The 15,667-nt window shown below is 64.0% G+C and carries 13 protein-coding genes; 10 read left to right on the top strand and 3 right to left on the bottom strand.

Annotated features, from left to right (window positions below):
- Positions 1-87: 87 nt before the first annotated feature.
- Complete coding sequence (locus EN869_RS17365) at positions 88-1,209, top strand: DUF2336 domain-containing protein (RefSeq protein ID WP_127227185.1); 1,122 nt, start codon at positions 88-90, stop codon at positions 1,207-1,209.
- A gap of 20 nt (positions 1,210-1,229) precedes the next feature.
- Here the strand turns inward: EN869_RS17365 and EN869_RS17360 are convergent, their stop codons facing one another.
- The 3 genes from EN869_RS17360 to parE form a co-directional block, all read right to left on the bottom strand.
- Positions 1,230-1,667 carry a VOC family protein gene (locus tag EN869_RS17360; RefSeq protein WP_127227186.1) on the bottom strand — a complete coding sequence of 146 codons (438 nt, stop codon included), beginning with the start codon at positions 1,665-1,667 and terminating at the stop codon, positions 1,230-1,232.
- A gap of 85 nt (positions 1,668-1,752) precedes the next feature.
- Positions 1,753-3,819: an FUSC family protein gene (locus EN869_RS17355; protein WP_127227187.1), complete on the bottom strand. Its 2,067-nt coding sequence runs from the start codon at positions 3,817-3,819 to the stop codon at positions 1,753-1,755.
- Between the two features lie 40 nt (positions 3,820-3,859).
- Complete coding sequence (parE, locus tag EN869_RS17350; RefSeq protein WP_127227188.1) at positions 3,860-5,914, bottom strand: DNA topoisomerase IV subunit B; 2,055 nt, start codon at positions 5,912-5,914, stop codon at positions 3,860-3,862.
- A gap of 254 nt (positions 5,915-6,168) precedes the next feature.
- On the opposite strand from parE, the gene cpaB reads away from it, so the two are divergent.
- The 9 genes from cpaB to EN869_RS17305 all read left to right on the top strand — a co-directional run bounded on the left by cpaB (position 6,169) and on the right by EN869_RS17305 (position 15,661).
- Positions 6,169-7,089, top strand: a complete 921-nt coding sequence (gene cpaB, locus EN869_RS17345; RefSeq protein ID WP_127227189.1) for a Flp pilus assembly protein CpaB — start codon at positions 6,169-6,171, stop codon at positions 7,087-7,089.
- 101 nt (positions 7,090-7,190) lie between these two features.
- On the top strand, positions 7,191-8,558 hold the full coding sequence (locus EN869_RS17340) for a type II and III secretion system protein family protein (RefSeq protein WP_245489351.1): 1,368 nt from the start codon (positions 7,191-7,193) through the stop codon (positions 8,556-8,558).
- A gap of 4 nt (positions 8,559-8,562) precedes the next feature.
- A complete protein-coding gene (locus tag EN869_RS17335; RefSeq protein ID WP_127227191.1) occupies positions 8,563-8,838 on the top strand; it encodes a hypothetical protein in 276 nt (91 codons plus the stop codon).
- Between the two features lie 13 nt (positions 8,839-8,851).
- Positions 8,852-10,066, top strand: coding sequence for a response regulator/pilus assembly protein (locus EN869_RS17330; protein ID WP_127227192.1), 1,215 nt, complete (start codon positions 8,852-8,854; stop codon positions 10,064-10,066).
- Positions 10,063-11,484: a CpaF family protein gene (locus EN869_RS17325; RefSeq protein ID WP_127227193.1), complete on the top strand. Its 1,422-nt coding sequence runs from the start codon at positions 10,063-10,065 to the stop codon at positions 11,482-11,484. Before EN869_RS17330 ends, EN869_RS17325 begins: the two co-directional genes overlap by 4 nt.
- 4 nt (positions 11,485-11,488) lie before the next feature.
- Positions 11,489-12,454 carry a type II secretion system F family protein gene (locus EN869_RS17320; protein WP_127227194.1) on the top strand — a complete coding sequence of 322 codons (966 nt, stop codon included), beginning with the start codon at positions 11,489-11,491 and terminating at the stop codon, positions 12,452-12,454.
- 1 nt (position 12,455) lies between these two features.
- Positions 12,456-13,421: a type II secretion system F family protein gene (locus EN869_RS17315; RefSeq protein WP_127227195.1), complete on the top strand. Its 966-nt coding sequence runs from the start codon at positions 12,456-12,458 to the stop codon at positions 13,419-13,421.
- 194 nt (positions 13,422-13,615) lie between these two features.
- Positions 13,616-14,089 carry a hypothetical protein gene (locus EN869_RS17310; RefSeq protein ID WP_127227196.1) on the top strand — a complete coding sequence of 158 codons (474 nt, stop codon included), beginning with the start codon at positions 13,616-13,618 and terminating at the stop codon, positions 14,087-14,089.
- Between the two features lie 399 nt (positions 14,090-14,488).
- Entirely contained in the window at positions 14,489-15,661 is a 1,173-nt protein-coding gene (locus EN869_RS17305; RefSeq protein ID WP_127227197.1) for a GGDEF domain-containing protein, read from the top strand.
- The last annotated feature ends 6 nt before the right edge of the window (positions 15,662-15,667 follow it).

The following is a 15,667-nucleotide window of genomic DNA, read 5'->3' as shown; positions in this document are numbered from 1 at the left end:
AACATGGTGAACCGTTCGTAAACCATTTCCAGCCTACCGTTCACGACGGGGCCGGGACCATTCCGGCAAGGGGCGTAGCTGGTCGGCATGGTTGTTTCGCACTTTTTAAAATGGATTGATACGGCAAGGGTTTCCGAGCGCGCCGCTGCCGCGAGCGCGCTGGCGCGTGCCTATATCAATTCCGATCTGCCGTTCGAGGATCGCTGCGCCGCCGAGGCGGCGCTGACGCTGCTCTTGGACGACGCTTCCTGCAAGGTGCGCCAGGCGCTTGCCGAGGCGCTGTCGATGAGCCATCACGCGCCGCCGCAGGTGATCAGTGCCCTGGCCGCCGATCAGCCGGAAGTGGCGGCGCTGGTGTTGGCGCGTTCGCCACTGCTTACCGATGCCGATCTGGTCGAGCGCGTCGCCTGCGGCCGGAAGGCGACGCAGACGCTGATCGCCAGCCGCCCGGTCGTCTCGATGTCGCTGGCGGCGGCAATCGCCGAGATCGGCGAGCCGGAAGCCTGTGCCGCGCTGGTCGGCAACGGCGGCGCGGAGATTGCTTCGCTGAGCTTTCGCCGCATGGCCGAGCGGCATGGCCATCTGCCGTTGATGCGCGAGGCGCTGATCGCCGATCGGCGTCTTCCGGCCGACTGCCGGCACATGCTGCTGGTCAAGCTCGGCGAGAGCCTGAAAGGTTCGCCGCTGGTGCTGGCGATGATGGGGGCCGCGCGCGCCGATCGCGTGATGCGCGACGCCTGCGTGAAGGCCTCTGTGACGCTGATCGAGGGGACGCGCATGGAAGAGCATGCCGCGCTGATCGAGCATCTGCGGCTGCGCGGCGACCTCACCGCCAGCTTCATCATCCGCACCATCGCGCATGGTAAGGTCGACTTCTTCGGTTCGACGCTGGTGGCGCTTGCCCGACAGTCCGAACAGCGGGTAACGGCGCTTCTCGCCGGCGGACACGACGTGGCGCTGCAGGCGCTGTTCCGCAGCGCCGGACTTGCGCCGGCCACGCACGGCATCATCCTGCGTGCGCTTAAAGTGTGGCGCGAGGTCGCCAATGGCCGGCGTGTCGCCGGCGTGCAGGAAGTGAGCTGGCTGATGCTGAAGGAACTCGGCGGCCAATTGGCCGAAGGCGATCTTGCCGGGCTGGTGAAGTCGATCCATCTCGACGCGCTGCGCGAAAACGCGCGCGGGCACGCGCTGGCGATTGCTGCTGCCTAGGGGCACGTCGTCTTCAGGTCTCAGCTGAGCTCCTGGGCGAGCCCGATGAGAAGCCCTTCAGGCCCGCGGATGTAGCAGAGCCGATACGCGTCCTGGTACCGGACGACTTCGCCGACGAGCTCGGCGCCACGCTTGCTGAGCCTTGCAAGCGTCTCGTCGATATCATCCACGGCGAACATGACGCGGAGGTAGCCCAAGGCGTTCACCGGGGCGTTGCGGTGATCGGCGACGACAGGCGGCCTGATGAAACGGGACAGCTCGAGCCGGCCGTGGCCGTCCGGCATGCGCATCATGGCAATCTCGACGTGCTGATCACCCAGTCCAGTGACGCGCCCGGCCCATTCTCCTTCGATCGTGGCACGCCCTTCGAGTTCAAGGCCAAGCGCGCGAAAGAAATCAACCGTCGCGTCGAGGTCCTCGACGACGATTCCGATGTTGTCCATTCGTATGAGCGCCATGTGTCCAACCTAAAAGTATCGACCAGTCTAACAAAGAACCATTTCCGAACCGGTCCGACCTGAAACGCGACACGTCCCGAATTGTTCAGACACGGCCCTTCGCAAAGAAATCCGGATGATCCTCGATCGCCGCGGCGATGATGCGCAGCGAGGCGGCGATCTGCAGCATTTCGAGCCGGTCACTGCGTTCGGCGATGCTGACCGCATATTGTCTGGCCACCGCGATGGTCGCGGTCGGCGGCTCGCCCGGGCGCCGGAACAACAGCTCGCGAGCCAGGCCGCGCAGGAAATTGCCGATCGACCCGACCGTTTCGTGCGGCACGGCGGAGTTCAGTTGCGCGTCGCGCAGTCTCAGCACCTCCAGTCCAACGGTGACGGCGGCGATGCTGCCGGCAAGCATGGGATCGCCTTTGCGACCGGTCTGCTGCACCCGCGGCATCAACTGGTTGATCCGGTCATAGGCGAGGCTTTCGAAAGCCGAACGCCGGGGAATGCGCTCATGCAGGCAAAGCCGAGCCAGGTCCTCGCGCATCGCCTGCGAGATGCGCTCGATGGTGACCCAGGGATTTGCCGGCAGCACGACGATGAAGACGCCGATGGCAATCAGGATGCCGACCAGGATCGAGGCCGAGCCGGCGAAGAACGGCCCGGGATCGTAAATCATCTGCTGATGCGGGCTGAGGAAGGCGAGGAAGTTGATGGCGAAAGCGGTGGCGACGCCGACATGGCGGGGATTGGCCATGCCGAGCGCCGCGGGCACCAGGATCGGCACGACGAAGAGCGTGAACCAGCCGAAGCCGGGCAGCGCTGGCAGCGCGACCTGGCCGACGAGGAACGCGAAGGGCAGCGCGATCAGCGTGCCAGTGAAAAAACCCCAGGCGGACTGCACTGGATCGGGGCGCGCCGCGAACAGGCTGGAAACGACGGCGACGAGGATGACAGTGCCGGCCGCTTCCGACCATTTCGTTGTCAGCCAGAAGATCGCAACCAGCAACGTCGCGAGCGCGGCGCGCACGGCGTTGCGCCATGCAGCCTGATAGTCGCGGTGGACGACCAGCGCTGGCTGGCTTCGCTCGCTCGATTTGCGGGAAACGGGCGAGCGAAGCGCGTCCAGGCCGCGCATGACCTGCTTCAGCGCCTCGGCGAAGTCGCCGGCAATGGTCAGGCGGGTGATGGTGCCGACCGTGTCCTCGCTGGTGTCGTCGGAGAGGGACGGCATTTCCTTTGCCTTGCCGGCGATCGCGTCGAGCCGCCCCACCCAGGGGGCTGTGTCATCGAGCGCGCCGGGCGTTGTGGCCAATTCTCCGACGAACGCCTTCAGTTCGGTGCGCATCGGGATGAGCGCGGCGTTCTTCGGCCGGCGATGGCTATGCAGCGCGCGCGCCGCCGAAAGCGCCCATAGAAGCTGGCCGATCGTGCGGCGCACCGGATGCGCCCGGGTGGCGAAGCTCGGCGCTTCCAGCCGCGCATAGGTGCGCATCTCGGCCAGCGTCTGGGCGTCTGTGATCAGCTTGCGCTGCAGCGCGGCAAGGCCTGCCGGATCGCCGCCGGAAAACGCGCCTGAGGCATATTCGGCGAGGTCGAGGATGCTGCGCTTCAACCTCGAGATGATGGCGTCGGCCGCGAGCTTCGGCAGGATCAGCCGGCTGGTGACGCCGGCGCAGACGATGCCGATGACGATCTCGGCGCAGCGCGCAATGGCCAGGTCGACCACGACATGCGGCTGCCCGAAGGCCGGCAGGGCGATGATCATCGCCGTATAGCCGGCGAGAGCGGCGCCATAAGCTTCAGGGTTGCGCAGCAGCGATGAGACGAGCGTGCAGACGCCGATCCACAAGGCCAGGATTGTGACCAGGAGCCAGGGATTGATGCCGAAAACCAATGTGATGCCGACCGCCGCAAGGCCGCCGGCCAGCGTGCCGATCAGCCGGTAAAAGCCCTTTGCCAGCACCATGCCGGCCACCGGCTGCGCGACGATGAACACCGTCATCATCGCCCATTGCGGATGATCGAGTTTCAACCCGTAGGCTAAAAGCAACGCGATCAGCCCGGCCGAAACCGTGCGGAGTGCAAAAATCCAGTCTGAACGGGTCGGCTGTGTCAGGTCGCTGAGCGGTGTCTCGACAAGCTCTTTCAGACGCGTCCAGGTCACATTCGTCTCCGTACCGGAGCCTTTATGGACCAGTGGACGATCAGATATCCAGCACGTCCGTCTCGGCGAATTCGGCGCGTTCCTGGATGAAGCGGAAGCGCGCCTCGGGCTTGGTGCCCATCAGCGCGTCGACGGCATCCTTGGTGGCCTGCTCGGCGTCGATCACGTCGACCCTGAGAAGCGTGCGCTTTTTCGGATCCATGGTGGTCTCCTTGAGCTGCGAGGCCATCATCTCGCCCAGGCCCTTGAAGCGGCCGATCTCGACCTTGCCGCGTCCGGTGAATTCGGTGCGCAGCAACTCGTCTTTGTGCGCGTCGTCGCGGGCATAACCGACCTTGCCGCCTTGCCGGATCGAATAGAGCGGCGGCACGGCCATATAGAGATGGCCGCCGCGGATCAGGTTCGGCATCTCCTGGTAGAAGAAGGTGATCAACAGCGAAGCGATATGCGCGCCGTCGACGTCGGCGTCGGTCATGATGATCACGCGGTCGTAGCGCAGGTCCTCGTCGCGGTATTTGGAGCGCGTGCCGCAGCCGAGCGCCTGGATCAGATCGGAGATCTGCTGGTTGGCGGCAAGCTTGTCGTTGCCAGCGCTGGCGACGTTGAGGATCTTGCCGCGCAGCGGCAGCACCGCCTGGCTGGCGCGGTCGCGCGCCTGCTTGGCCGAGCCGCCGGCCGAGTCGCCCTCGACGATGAAGATCTCGGCGCCCGCGGCGGCGTTCTGCGTGCAGTCTGCGAGCTTGCCTGGAAGGCGCAGCTTGCGCACCGCGCTCTTGCGCGAGACCTCCTTTTCTTGGCGACGGCGCACGCGTTCGTCGGCGCGCGCGATGACCCACTCCAGAAGCTTCGAGGCTTCCTGCGGATTGTCGGCCAGCCAGTGGTCGAACGGGTCGCGGATGGCGGTCTCGACGATGCGCATCGCCTCGATAGTCGCCAGCCTGTCCTTGGTCTGGCCGACGAATTCCGGTTCGCGGATGAACACCGACAGCATGCCGGCGGCGGAGATCATCACGTCCTCGGTGGTGATGATCGTGGCGCGCTTGTTGCCGATCAGGTCGGCATAGGCGCGCAGTCCGCGCGCCAGCACGTTGCGGAAGCCAGCTTCATGCGTGCCGCCTTCGGGCGTCGGAATGGTGTTGCAGTAGGAGTTGAGGAAACCGTCGCCGCCAAACCAGGTCACCGCCCATTCCAGCGACCCGTGGCCGCCCTGCTTGTCGCTCTTGCCGGCGAAAACCTCGCGTGTGACCTGGAATTCGTCGCCGAGCGTCGCCTTGAGATAGTCCTTCAGGCCGCCGGGGAAATGGAACTCAGCCTTGGCCGGCGTCTGGTCCTTTTCCTTGATCAGCGACGGATCGCAGGTCCAGCGGATCTCGACGCCGCCGAACAGATAGGCCTTCGAGCGCGTCATGCGGTAGAGCCGCGCCGGCTCGAAGGCCGCGCCTTTGCCGAATATCTGCTCGTCGGGATGGAAGCGGGTTCTGGTGCCGCGGCGGTTGTGGACCTCGCCGAGATGCTCGAGGCCGCTGACCGGAACGCCGCGCGAGAAACGCTGGCGATAAAGCTGCCGGCCGCGGGCGACCTCAACCTCGAGGTGGTCGGACAGCGCGTTGACGACGGAGACGCCGACGCCGTGCAGGCCGCCGGAGGTCTCATAGACCTTGGAGTCGAACTTGCCGCCCGAATGCAGCGTCGTCATGATGACTTCGAGCGCCGGCTTCTTGAATTTCGGATGCGGATCGACCGGGATGCCGCGGCCATTGTCAGTAACGGTCAGGAAGCCGTCGGCCGAGAGTTCGACGTCGATGAAGGTGGCATGGCCGGCGACCGCCTCGTCCATCGAATTGTCGATGACCTCCGCGAACAGGTGATGCATCGCCTTGTCGTCGGTGCCGCCGATATACATGCCCGGACGACGCCGCACCGGCTCCAGCCCTTCCAGCACTTCGATGTCGGCGGCGCTGTAGCCTTCGCTGCCGTCGCGGGCGGCGGTCGAACGCTTCGCGGCCTGCACGAGCGGATCGGCGGGGCGCGACGGCGCGCGTACCGGCTGTGCGGGCTTTTCCATCTTGCCGAAGAGGTCGTTGCTGTCGTCCATGCTGGCTCTAGCGTCCGGTAATGCGAATCACGTCTCGATACTGCCACGCTTTTGGCGGGCGAACGAGTTCCTGTTCCGTTCAGGGATCAAACTGTCTCTTATTCTAAAACCATTCGATAACCAAGCCGGCCGAAATAGGGCGGTCCGCGCGGCCCGCTGTTCCTTATTCTTTAACATTAATGCCTAGCGTGAGGCCCAACCAACAAAAGACCACGGGCGTCAGGGATTTCATCGTGCGGGGCAGGGCCATAACCATGATCGGTATCGCAGCCGTTTTCGGCGCGATCTCGATCTTTGCGGCGGACTTCTGGGTCAAGAGCCAGGCCAAGGCCCAGCCCGAGGTCAAGGTCGTCACGGTCGAAGCTCCGCAGCAGCCCAAGGTCGAGTTCAAGACCATCGTCGTGGCTCAGGCGCCGCTGCGCTACGGCATGGAGCTCGCACGAGCGCAACTGGCCGAGATCCCATGGCCGCAGGACTCTCTGCCGCAAGGGGCTTTCCCCACGATCGACAAGCTGCTGGCCGACGGCAGCCGGGTCGTGCTGTCGCCGATCGAAGTGAATGAACCGGTGCTGCTGACCAAATTGTCGGGGCCGAACGGTCGCGCGACCCTTTCCAACATGCTGTCGCCGGGAATGCGGGCCGTCACCATCCGCACCGATGAGATCGCCGGCGTCGGCGGCTTCGTCACGCCGGGAGACCGGGTCGACGTCGTGCTGACGCGTGACGCGGGGGACATCCAGGAAGTGTCCAAGAACGCGCAGGGCGCGGCCGGCTCTACGGTCACGTCCGAGATCGTCGTCTCCGACGCCAAGGTGCTTTCGGTCGGGCAGGGCGCGGACGAGCGCAAGACCGCGCCGCAGGTCGCCAATTCGGTGACCATCGAGGTGACCAACGAGGGGGCGCAGAAGGTAGCACTTGCCCGCACCGTCGGCACTTTGTCGCTGTCGTTGCGTTCCGCCGCTGATGCCAGCGCCAGCAAGAGCGGGCTTACGACCATCTCGTCCTTCGGTGGCTCGGTTGCCGCAAGCGCGCAAGCCAGCGCAGCCTCGCTCGTCAATGCGGTGACGAAGGAGCCGGAAGGGCCGAAGTTCAAGACGGTGATCGTGACGCGCGGCGACAAGGTCGAGGAATACAAGGTTCCTTCACCGGAACCGCCGCAGGAACTGCAGCAATAGCCGGTGGGGACCGGCGGGGACAGGGCAAGATGTTTGGGTTTGATGCATTTCGGACGACCGGAGGGTGGCGCCTTCTCGGCGTGATCGCGCTGGCGGCGGCAATGCTCGGCGCCGCCGCGCCGGCACGTGCCGACAATGACGTCGTCTACGTCTCGGCGAACAAGAACGCCTCGATCAAGGTTGCCAAGGGCAAGCCGAAGACGATCATGACGAGCGCTGCCTTCTACCAGATCGTCATCGGCGATCCGGAGATCGCCAACGTCAATCCGCTGACCGACAAGTCCTTCTACGTGCTCGGCAACAATCTGGGCACCACGGGCATCGCCCTGTTCGACCAGAACAAGCAGCTTGTCGGCACCGTCGACATCGAGGTGACGCTGGACACCGATCAACTGGCAAGCACCATCCGCGCCAGCGTGCCCGACGCCAAGATCAAGGTCGGTTCGGCAAATGGCCGCGTCGTGCTGTCGGGCGAGGCCGACGATGCGGTCGCCGCCGACAAGGCCAGCAAGATCGCGTCGCGCTTTTCCGGCAATGAGGAAGTGATCAATTCGGTCAACATCTCGTCGTCGCAGCAGGTGCAGCTCAACGTCCGCTTCGTCGAGATCAACCGTCAGGCCGGTCAGGACCTCGGCGCCAAATACTCCGCCAATTTTGCCTATGGCATCGGCAACCGCAAAGTCGTGCTGAACCCGGATGGGGGGAGCGTGACGGGGGCCGGAACCGGTGAGATCATCGGCAGCCTGCTGTCCAACGGCCTGTCGATCGACATCGCCATCAAGGCGCTCGAGGAACGCGGTCTGGCGCGGCGGCTGGCGGAGCCGAACCTGATTGCACGTTCGGGCCAGACGGCGAGCTTCCTCGCTGGCGGCGAGTTTCCGATCCCGGTTTCCGAAGACAATGGCAAGATCAGCGTCACCTACAAGAAGTACGGCGTCGGCCTCGATTTCACGCCGACGGTGCTGAAGGACGGGCTGGTGAGCCTCGACATCGCGCCTGAAGTGTCCTCGATCGACCCGTCCGCTTCCATCCAGGTCAGCAGCGGCATTTCCATCCCGGCCTTCATCGTGCGCCGCGCCAGGACATCGGTCGACCTCAAGAACGGCCAGAGCTTCATGATCGCCGGTCTTTTGCAGTCGCAGAACGACATCACGACATCGCGGGTGCCGGGGATAGGCAAGCTGCCGGTGCTCGGTCCACTGTTTTCCTCGAAATCCTATCAGCGGCGCGAGACCGACCTGGTGATCATCGTCACGCCTTACCTGGTCAAGCCGGTCGATCCGTCGAAGAAGATGGTCGAACCTACCGATGGCACCCGGCCGCCAAGTTCCGCCGACTATTTCCTGAACAACAGCGAGGAAGTGGACGCCTCGGCGCCGAAGCGTCCGGTGGCGCTGGCCGACGGCAGCACTACCCGCCCGGTGGCCGCTACCATATCCGGCCACTTCCTCGACCTGCCAAAGGACTAAGGCCATGCGCGCATCGCTTTGCCTCGCTCTGCTCGTGGCCGGCTTCGTCGGTGGCTGCACCAGCGACGACTATACACGCACCGAAGGGGTGACGCTGGCGGCCGGCAACGCGCAGGCGTCCAACACCGCCATGCAGATGGTCGATCCCTGGAAGTACGGCGTCCAGAACACCAGGCTGCTGGTGCCGGCCCAGCGCCCGGGTTCGGAGAGCGCCGTCGTCGGCGCCAAGGCCGGCTCCGGGCCGGCGGCGCCGCCGACATCATCAACGACTTCGAACTGATCGGCTGACGACGATGGCATCTGGCACCAAGACCAAGAAGATCCTGCTTGTTTCGACGGACAGGGCGTTTCTGCAGGACACGCGGACGGCTTTCGCGGCTTCCGAGATCATCGAGCTCTTGACGCTGGAAAAGAGCGTCAACGAGCTGCGCGGCGAGGTTCTCGAAGCGGATTTCGGGACCCTCATCGTTGACATGGATGCGGCGAAGCTCGAAGAGATCGAATCATTGCAGCGCGTCATGCGCCGGCTGGAAGGCAGTGTTCCGGTCGTCGTCGTCACCCAGGAATTCAACGCGGCGGCGGTGCGCATCCTGGTGCAGCTCAAGGTCGCCGATTTCCTGGTCAAGCCGATCACCACTGCCGACCTGGTGCGCTCCGTCATCCGTGCGCTGCAAGGGCCGGGACGGGAAGAAAACACCGAATCGCATATCTATACCTTCATGCCGGCCGCCGGTGGCGTCGGCACTACCACCCTTGCCTTGCAGACGGCCTTCCAACTGCATCATTCGGTGACGCGCGGCGCGTCGACCTGCGTGGTCGACCTCAATTTCCAGCAGGGCGCCTGCGCCGAATATCTCGACCTTGAACCGCGCTTCGACATCACGGAAATCGAGAACCAGCCGGAGCGCCTCGACCGGCAGCTGCTCGACGTGATGTTGTCCAAGCATGCGAGCGGGCTGTGCGTGCTTGCCGCGCCGACGCGCCCCTCGGACATGCGCTCCTTCAAGACCGATGTAGTGGTGCGCATGCTCGACCTCGTCGCGGCCTATTTCGACAATGTCGTCATCGACATGCCGCGCACCTGGTTCCCTTGGACCGAGACGGTGCTGCTTGGTTCCAACAAGCTCTACATCGTCGCTGAGATGACGGTGCCTTGCCTGCGCCACACGCAGCGTCTCATCCAGGCCGTCTATGAGACCGCCGGCAAGGAAGTGAAGCCCAACGTCATCGTCAATCGCTTCGAACAGAAGATGTTCGACAGCGGCATCAAGCAGGCCGATGTCCAGGACATCCTGGGCGAGCATTTCGTCGGCGGCATCTCCAACAACTACCGGCTGGTGCGAGAGGCCGTCGACCGCGGCGTGCCGCTGCACGCCATCGACCCCAACGCCAATGTCGTCAACGACCTCAAGAAGATCATCCTGCCGGAGGAGGCCGTCCAGACGACGGTCAAGTCGAAGTCGCTGTTCGGCCTGGGCAAGGGCTTGCTGAAGAGGAAGGCAGGATGAGCAGCCGCTTTTCCAACCTGCAGAGCCGCGACGCGCGTCCGCAGCGGGCACCGGAACCCGCCCCCGTCGTCCACAATGCGGTGGTCATTCCGACGACCCGCAAGCCGGCTCCGCCGAAGCCTGAAGCCACGCCTGTCAAGAGCGCCAACAAGGTGCTCGATGCGCGCGTGCGCATCCATCGCATGCTGCTCGAGGAGATCAACCTCGTGGCGCTGGAGCGGCTGCCCAAGGACGAGATGCGGCGCCAGGTTTATGAATTCGTCTCTGAAAAGACGCGCGAGGAGCGGATGGCGATCAACATCGCCGAACTCGACTCGCTGGTCGACGACATCGTCGACGAGATGGTCGGCCTCGGACCGCTGGAGCCGCTGCTCAAGGACCCCGAGATCAACGATATCCTGATCAACGGCCACCAGAACTGTTTCGTCGAAAAACGCGGCAAGCTGCAGCAGGTCCACATTCCGTTCAAGGATGAGGCGCATCTACTTCGAATCATTAACAAAATCGTCGCGGCGGTCGGCCGGCGCGTCGATGAATCGCAGCCGATGGTCGACGCCCGCATGCTCGACGGCTCGCGCTTCAACGCGGCGATCCGTCCAGTCGGCGTCGACGGGCCGCTGGTGTCGATCCGCAAGTTCTCCAAGAACAAGCTCGGCCTGCACAAGCTGGTCGAATTCGGCGCGATCACCCAGAACATGGCCGAAGTGCTGGCGGCGGCGGTGCATGCCCGCAAGACCACGATCATCTCCGGCGGTACTGGCACCGGCAAGACGACGATGCTCAACGCGCTGTCGGCCTTCATTCCGGAAGACGAGCGCCTGATCACCATCGAGGACGCGGCCGAGCTGCAACTGCAGCAGCCGCATGTCGCGCGCATGGAAACGCGTCCGGCCAACATCGAGGGCCATGGCGAACTGAAGCAGCGCGACCTGGTCAAGAACGCGCTGCGCATGCGTCCCGACCGCGTCATCCTCGGCGAGTGCCGCGGCGAGGAAGCCTTTGACATGCTGCAGGCGATGAACACCGGTCATGAAGGCTCGATGGCCACCATCCATGCCAACACCCCGCGCGACGCCATCTCGCGACTGGAACAGATGCTCGGCATGACCGGCATGCCGATGACGGTGCAGTCGATCCGCAGCCAGATCTCAAGCGCCATCGACATCATCGTCCAGCTGACGCGCCTCTCCGACGGCAAGCGCAAGGTGACCAGCGTCGCCGAGGTGACCGGCATGGAAGGCGATGTCATCCAGATGCAGGAGATCTTCCGTTTCGTGCGCACCGGCATGGAGGCGGACGGCAAGATTCTCGGCCACTTCGAGGCGACCGGCATCCGTCCGCGCTTCCTCGAGGACTTGCGCAATATGGGCATCGAATTCCCGGGCAGGTATTTCGAACCCGGCCGGCCGCAGGACTAGGCCGGTGTTCGAGGGATTCAGCCCGGTCTATGTCGTCTACGCGGCGGCGGCGCTCACCGGCATCATGATCGCCGAGGGCCTCTATCTGCTTTACGCCGGGCGCAGCGACAAACGCACGGCGATCAACCGCCGCATGAAGCTGGCCGAGAACAAGATCAGCCAGGAGCAGGTGCTGATCCAACTGCGCAAGGAGCGCGGGATCGACGGCGGCAGCTCGATCTTTTCCCTGGACCGCTTCCGCGCCCTGCGCACGCAGTCCGGCATGACCACGCCGCTGCCGAAGTTCCTGACGATCACCTCGGGCGTGGCCATGGCACTGGCGCTACTGGCGATCTGGAAGGGCTTGCCGCTGTTGTTCGGCCTTGGCCTGTTCGTCGTGTTGGTGCCGGTGCTGCCTGTGATGGTCATGCGCTTCTGGCGCAAACGCCGGCACAAACGGTTCGGGATGCAACTGCCCGAGGCGTTGGAATTGATCACGCGCGGCCTGAAGGCCGGCCATCCGGTGCCGGTGGCGATTGCCATGGTGTCACGTGAAATGGCCGATCCGATCGGCACCGAATTCGGCGTCGTCGCCGACGAGGTGACCTATGGCTCCGACCTGGTCTCGGCGCTGAACAATCTGTTCGACCGGGTGGGGCATGAGGACCTGCCGCTATTTGTTACCGCGGTGTCGATCCAGAGCAGTTCGGGCGGCAATCTGCGCGAGATCCTCGACGGTCTGTCGGCGACGATCCGCGATCGCGGCAAGCTGCGCCGCAAGGTGCGCGCCATTTCGACGGAAGGGCGCATGTCGGCCTACATCCTGACCGCGGTGCCGGTGCTTCTGTTCACCGCCATCATGGTGCTGATGCCGCAATTCTACCGGGACGTCTGGGACGTGCCTAAGACCTGGTACATGCTGGGCGGCTCCATCTTCTGGCTGCTGCTCGGCAACGCCATAATGTTCAAGATGTCGAATTTCAGGTTCTGAGATGGAAGACGTCATCCGCTTCCTCGCCTCGCTCGCGCCGACCTCGCTGGTGCCGGTTGCGGTGCTGCTCCTGGTGCTGGGCGGCGGCGCCGTCGCCTGGCCGCTGGTGCTCGCCAAGGGGGATCGCAGCGAGGTCAAGCGCCGGCTGAAGGTCGAGGTGATGCAGCCGGAGGAGCAGGCCGAGGCTGCGCCCAAGAAGAACGCCAACGCCGTGCGCGAGAAGGCGGTGAAACGGGCGCAGGAATTCTATGCCAAGAGCGACCCGGAAAACGTCGCGCGGCTGCGGTTGAAGCTCATCCAGGCCGGCTATATGGAGCCGCGCGCCGTCGGCACGTTCTTCCTGATCCGTTTCGCAGCCCTGGTCGGCGCGGCGTTCGGCGCGTTCCTGGTCAACCATTGGGCGGCAAGCGCCGAGTCGACCATGACCAGCCGCTGGACCTTCATCATCCTGTCGGGCGCCGGCGGCTATTTCCTACCGGGCCTGGTGCTGACGCAGAAGGTGCGGGAAAAGATGCGCGAATACCGCAACGGCTTTCCCGACTTCATGGATCTGATGATCGTCTGCTCCGATGCCGGCATGAGCATGGAGGCCGGCATCGAGCGGGTTTCCAAGGAGCTTTCCCGCACCTATCCGTCGCTCAGCCAGAACCTGATCCTGGTGTCGCTGGAATTGCGGGCCGGCCGCAGCCTCGACGACGCGCTGAAAGCGCTCGCCGACCGCCTCAGCCTCGATGAGGTGCGGTCTTTCGCGACGCTTTTGCAGCAGTCCAAGGAACTTGGAACCAGCCTGTCGGGCTCGCTGCGCGTCTTTTCCGACGAAATGCGGCACAAGCGCATGTCGCTGGCCGAGGAGAAGGCGCACGCCTTGCCGGCCAAGATGTCGGTTCCGGTGACGGTCTGCATCCTGCCGGTGGTGCTGATGATCGCCATCATTCCGATCATCGTGAAGCTGACGGCGCATCACTGAGGCGTGTTGATATTTCAGGTGATGCCGGCCTGCGAATGGCTACTTCCTGCACCTCAACGGTCGCTGCGCGGTGGTTAACGCATCCTTGGCGCGCAACCAAAATTTAGGTGCATTTCGGCACCGAAGCTTAATCGCTCTCCTATATGGTCTTTCCCTGAAGAACGACCCGGCAAATCGGGCGACGGGGCAGGGGCATGCGTCAGAGACTTCTCAGGGCAGCGGTGGCGTTGGCGGCCGTTTTGATGATCACGGGCTGCACGACCAACAACAACGTCGACACAACCAAGACCACGGCGATCCAGCCGGTGGCCAAGGATGTCAGCGCCAACGACCTCGTCGAAGGCAAGGCGCAGTTCCGCGAGGCGAATTTCGGCCTTGCCGAACAGCATTTCCGCAAGGCGGTCGAGCTCAAATCCGACAATGCCGAAGCCTGGATGGGGCTTGCCGCGTCCTATGACGAGCTCGGTCGTTTCGACTTCGCCGATCGCGCCTATGCGCAGCTGTTGAAGGTCGCCGGCCGCAAGCCGCAGATCGTCAACAATATGGGTTACTCGCAGCTCCTGCGCGGCAACAAGAAAAAGGCCAGGGTGCTGCTACTCGAAGCCAAGGCCGGCATGGTCGACCAGACCGTGGTCGACGCCAATCTGGCGTTGCTGAACAAGAGCTAAGGGCCTATCGGGCTTGGATTGAATCGCTCCGGTTGAATTCACCTGCCACGGTCGAACGCCGTTTCTGCGAAACGGGACAGGTTCCACTCCGTTTGTCGATTGCCGAAAGCGACAGGGCGGAATTTCCGGCGGGCCGACGCCCGCTTGTCAGCCGGTTACCAAGTGTACAACATCGGAACAATGCCGTTTTCGCGCCGATCGCTCGAGCTTGTGGAAGAAGAACTGTCTCAATATAAACCAAAAATTTCTAGTCTTTCCGCCTGCCAGATGCAGTAGTGGATGCTTTGTAAACCTTGTCGGAAGGTTGGGTAGAAAGGTTAGCTGAAAACGGTATCAGCGGGCCGCCGTTAACCTAGAATGCGGCGTCACTGACGACTCCCAAAAGGCTGCGGCTCAACAATGTTGGATTTTAGTTCGCTTCTGCTCGCGGCGGCGCTGTCGGGCACATGCCTCAGCATCACTATGCTAGCGATCTGGTTCACCGCTCCGCGCGCGCGCTTCGTGCTCACCGTCGCCTGCGGCATCCTCGTGCTCGTCGCCCATGTCGTCGCGTTCTGGCGCTATACCAAGGATCCCGACCCCTGGCTGTGCCAGGCGGTGCTCGCGCTGCTCACGCTGGGTTTCCTGGTCATCTGCCTGTCGGCCATGCAGTATCTCGGTTTTAGCGACTACCGCCGCGCGGTCGTGCCCACACTGGCCGCGATGGCCGCCTGTGCGATTGTCACTTATCTCGGCTTCGACGGCATCGGCTTCCAGATCACTTACGCTTCCGTGACAGTGCTGCTCGCGGCGATCGGGACGATGTTCTGGACAAAAGGCGATCACGACCGCCGCATCCTGCTTGTCGTTTCGTTCCTGAGCGGAGCCTGTGGCGCGTCCTTCGCGCTGTGCTGCGTGGTGCTGGTCGCCAAGGGTCAATGGGTGCTTGGTGGCGCGCCCGACAATTGGGCGGAGCGGTTGAACTCCGTCGTCGCGGTCGCCTGCATGACGGGCCTCGGCGCGCTGACGCTTTCGCTGCACCATCTGCAGGCGCAGATCGAGCTCAAGGCGGAGACGATGACCGATCCGCTGACCGGCCTGATGAACCGCAGGGCGCTCAGCGAGCTTTACGGCGATCGCAGCTTCGGTCCGTTCATGGCGATCGCCATGTTCGATCTTGACCATTTCAAAATGACCAACGACGTCTTCGGCCATCCCGCCGGCGACCAGGTGCTTTGCCGCTTCGCGGCGGTGATCAAGAAATACGGCAAGACCGGGGTCGACGCCTTTCGGTTGGGCGGCGAGGAATTCGCGCTGGTGATGACGCGCATCACGCCTGAGAAGGCGCATGATCTGGCGAGCCGGCTCGGCGTCGCTTTCGGCACGGAGGTCGTGCCCACCCCCCGCGGCCCGCTGCGCAGCAGCGTCAGCGGCGGCATGGGTTTTGGCTCCGCCACGGGCCGTCCTTTGGACGAGGTGCTGGCGCAAGCCGATGCCGCGCTTTACGCAGCCAAGCGTGCCGGGCGCAACCGCGTCATTGCTGAGGTCTCGGCGGACCAGCCCGATGCCGGGCCGGCCCTGAAGACTGCCTGAAAGGCC

The sequence above is a fragment of the Mesorhizobium sp. M2D.F.Ca.ET.226.01.1.1 genome, from assembly GCF_004022705.2.
Classification (GTDB): domain Bacteria; phylum Pseudomonadota; class Alphaproteobacteria; order Rhizobiales; family Rhizobiaceae; genus Mesorhizobium.
This window is presented reverse-complemented; position numbering and strand designations above follow the sequence as displayed.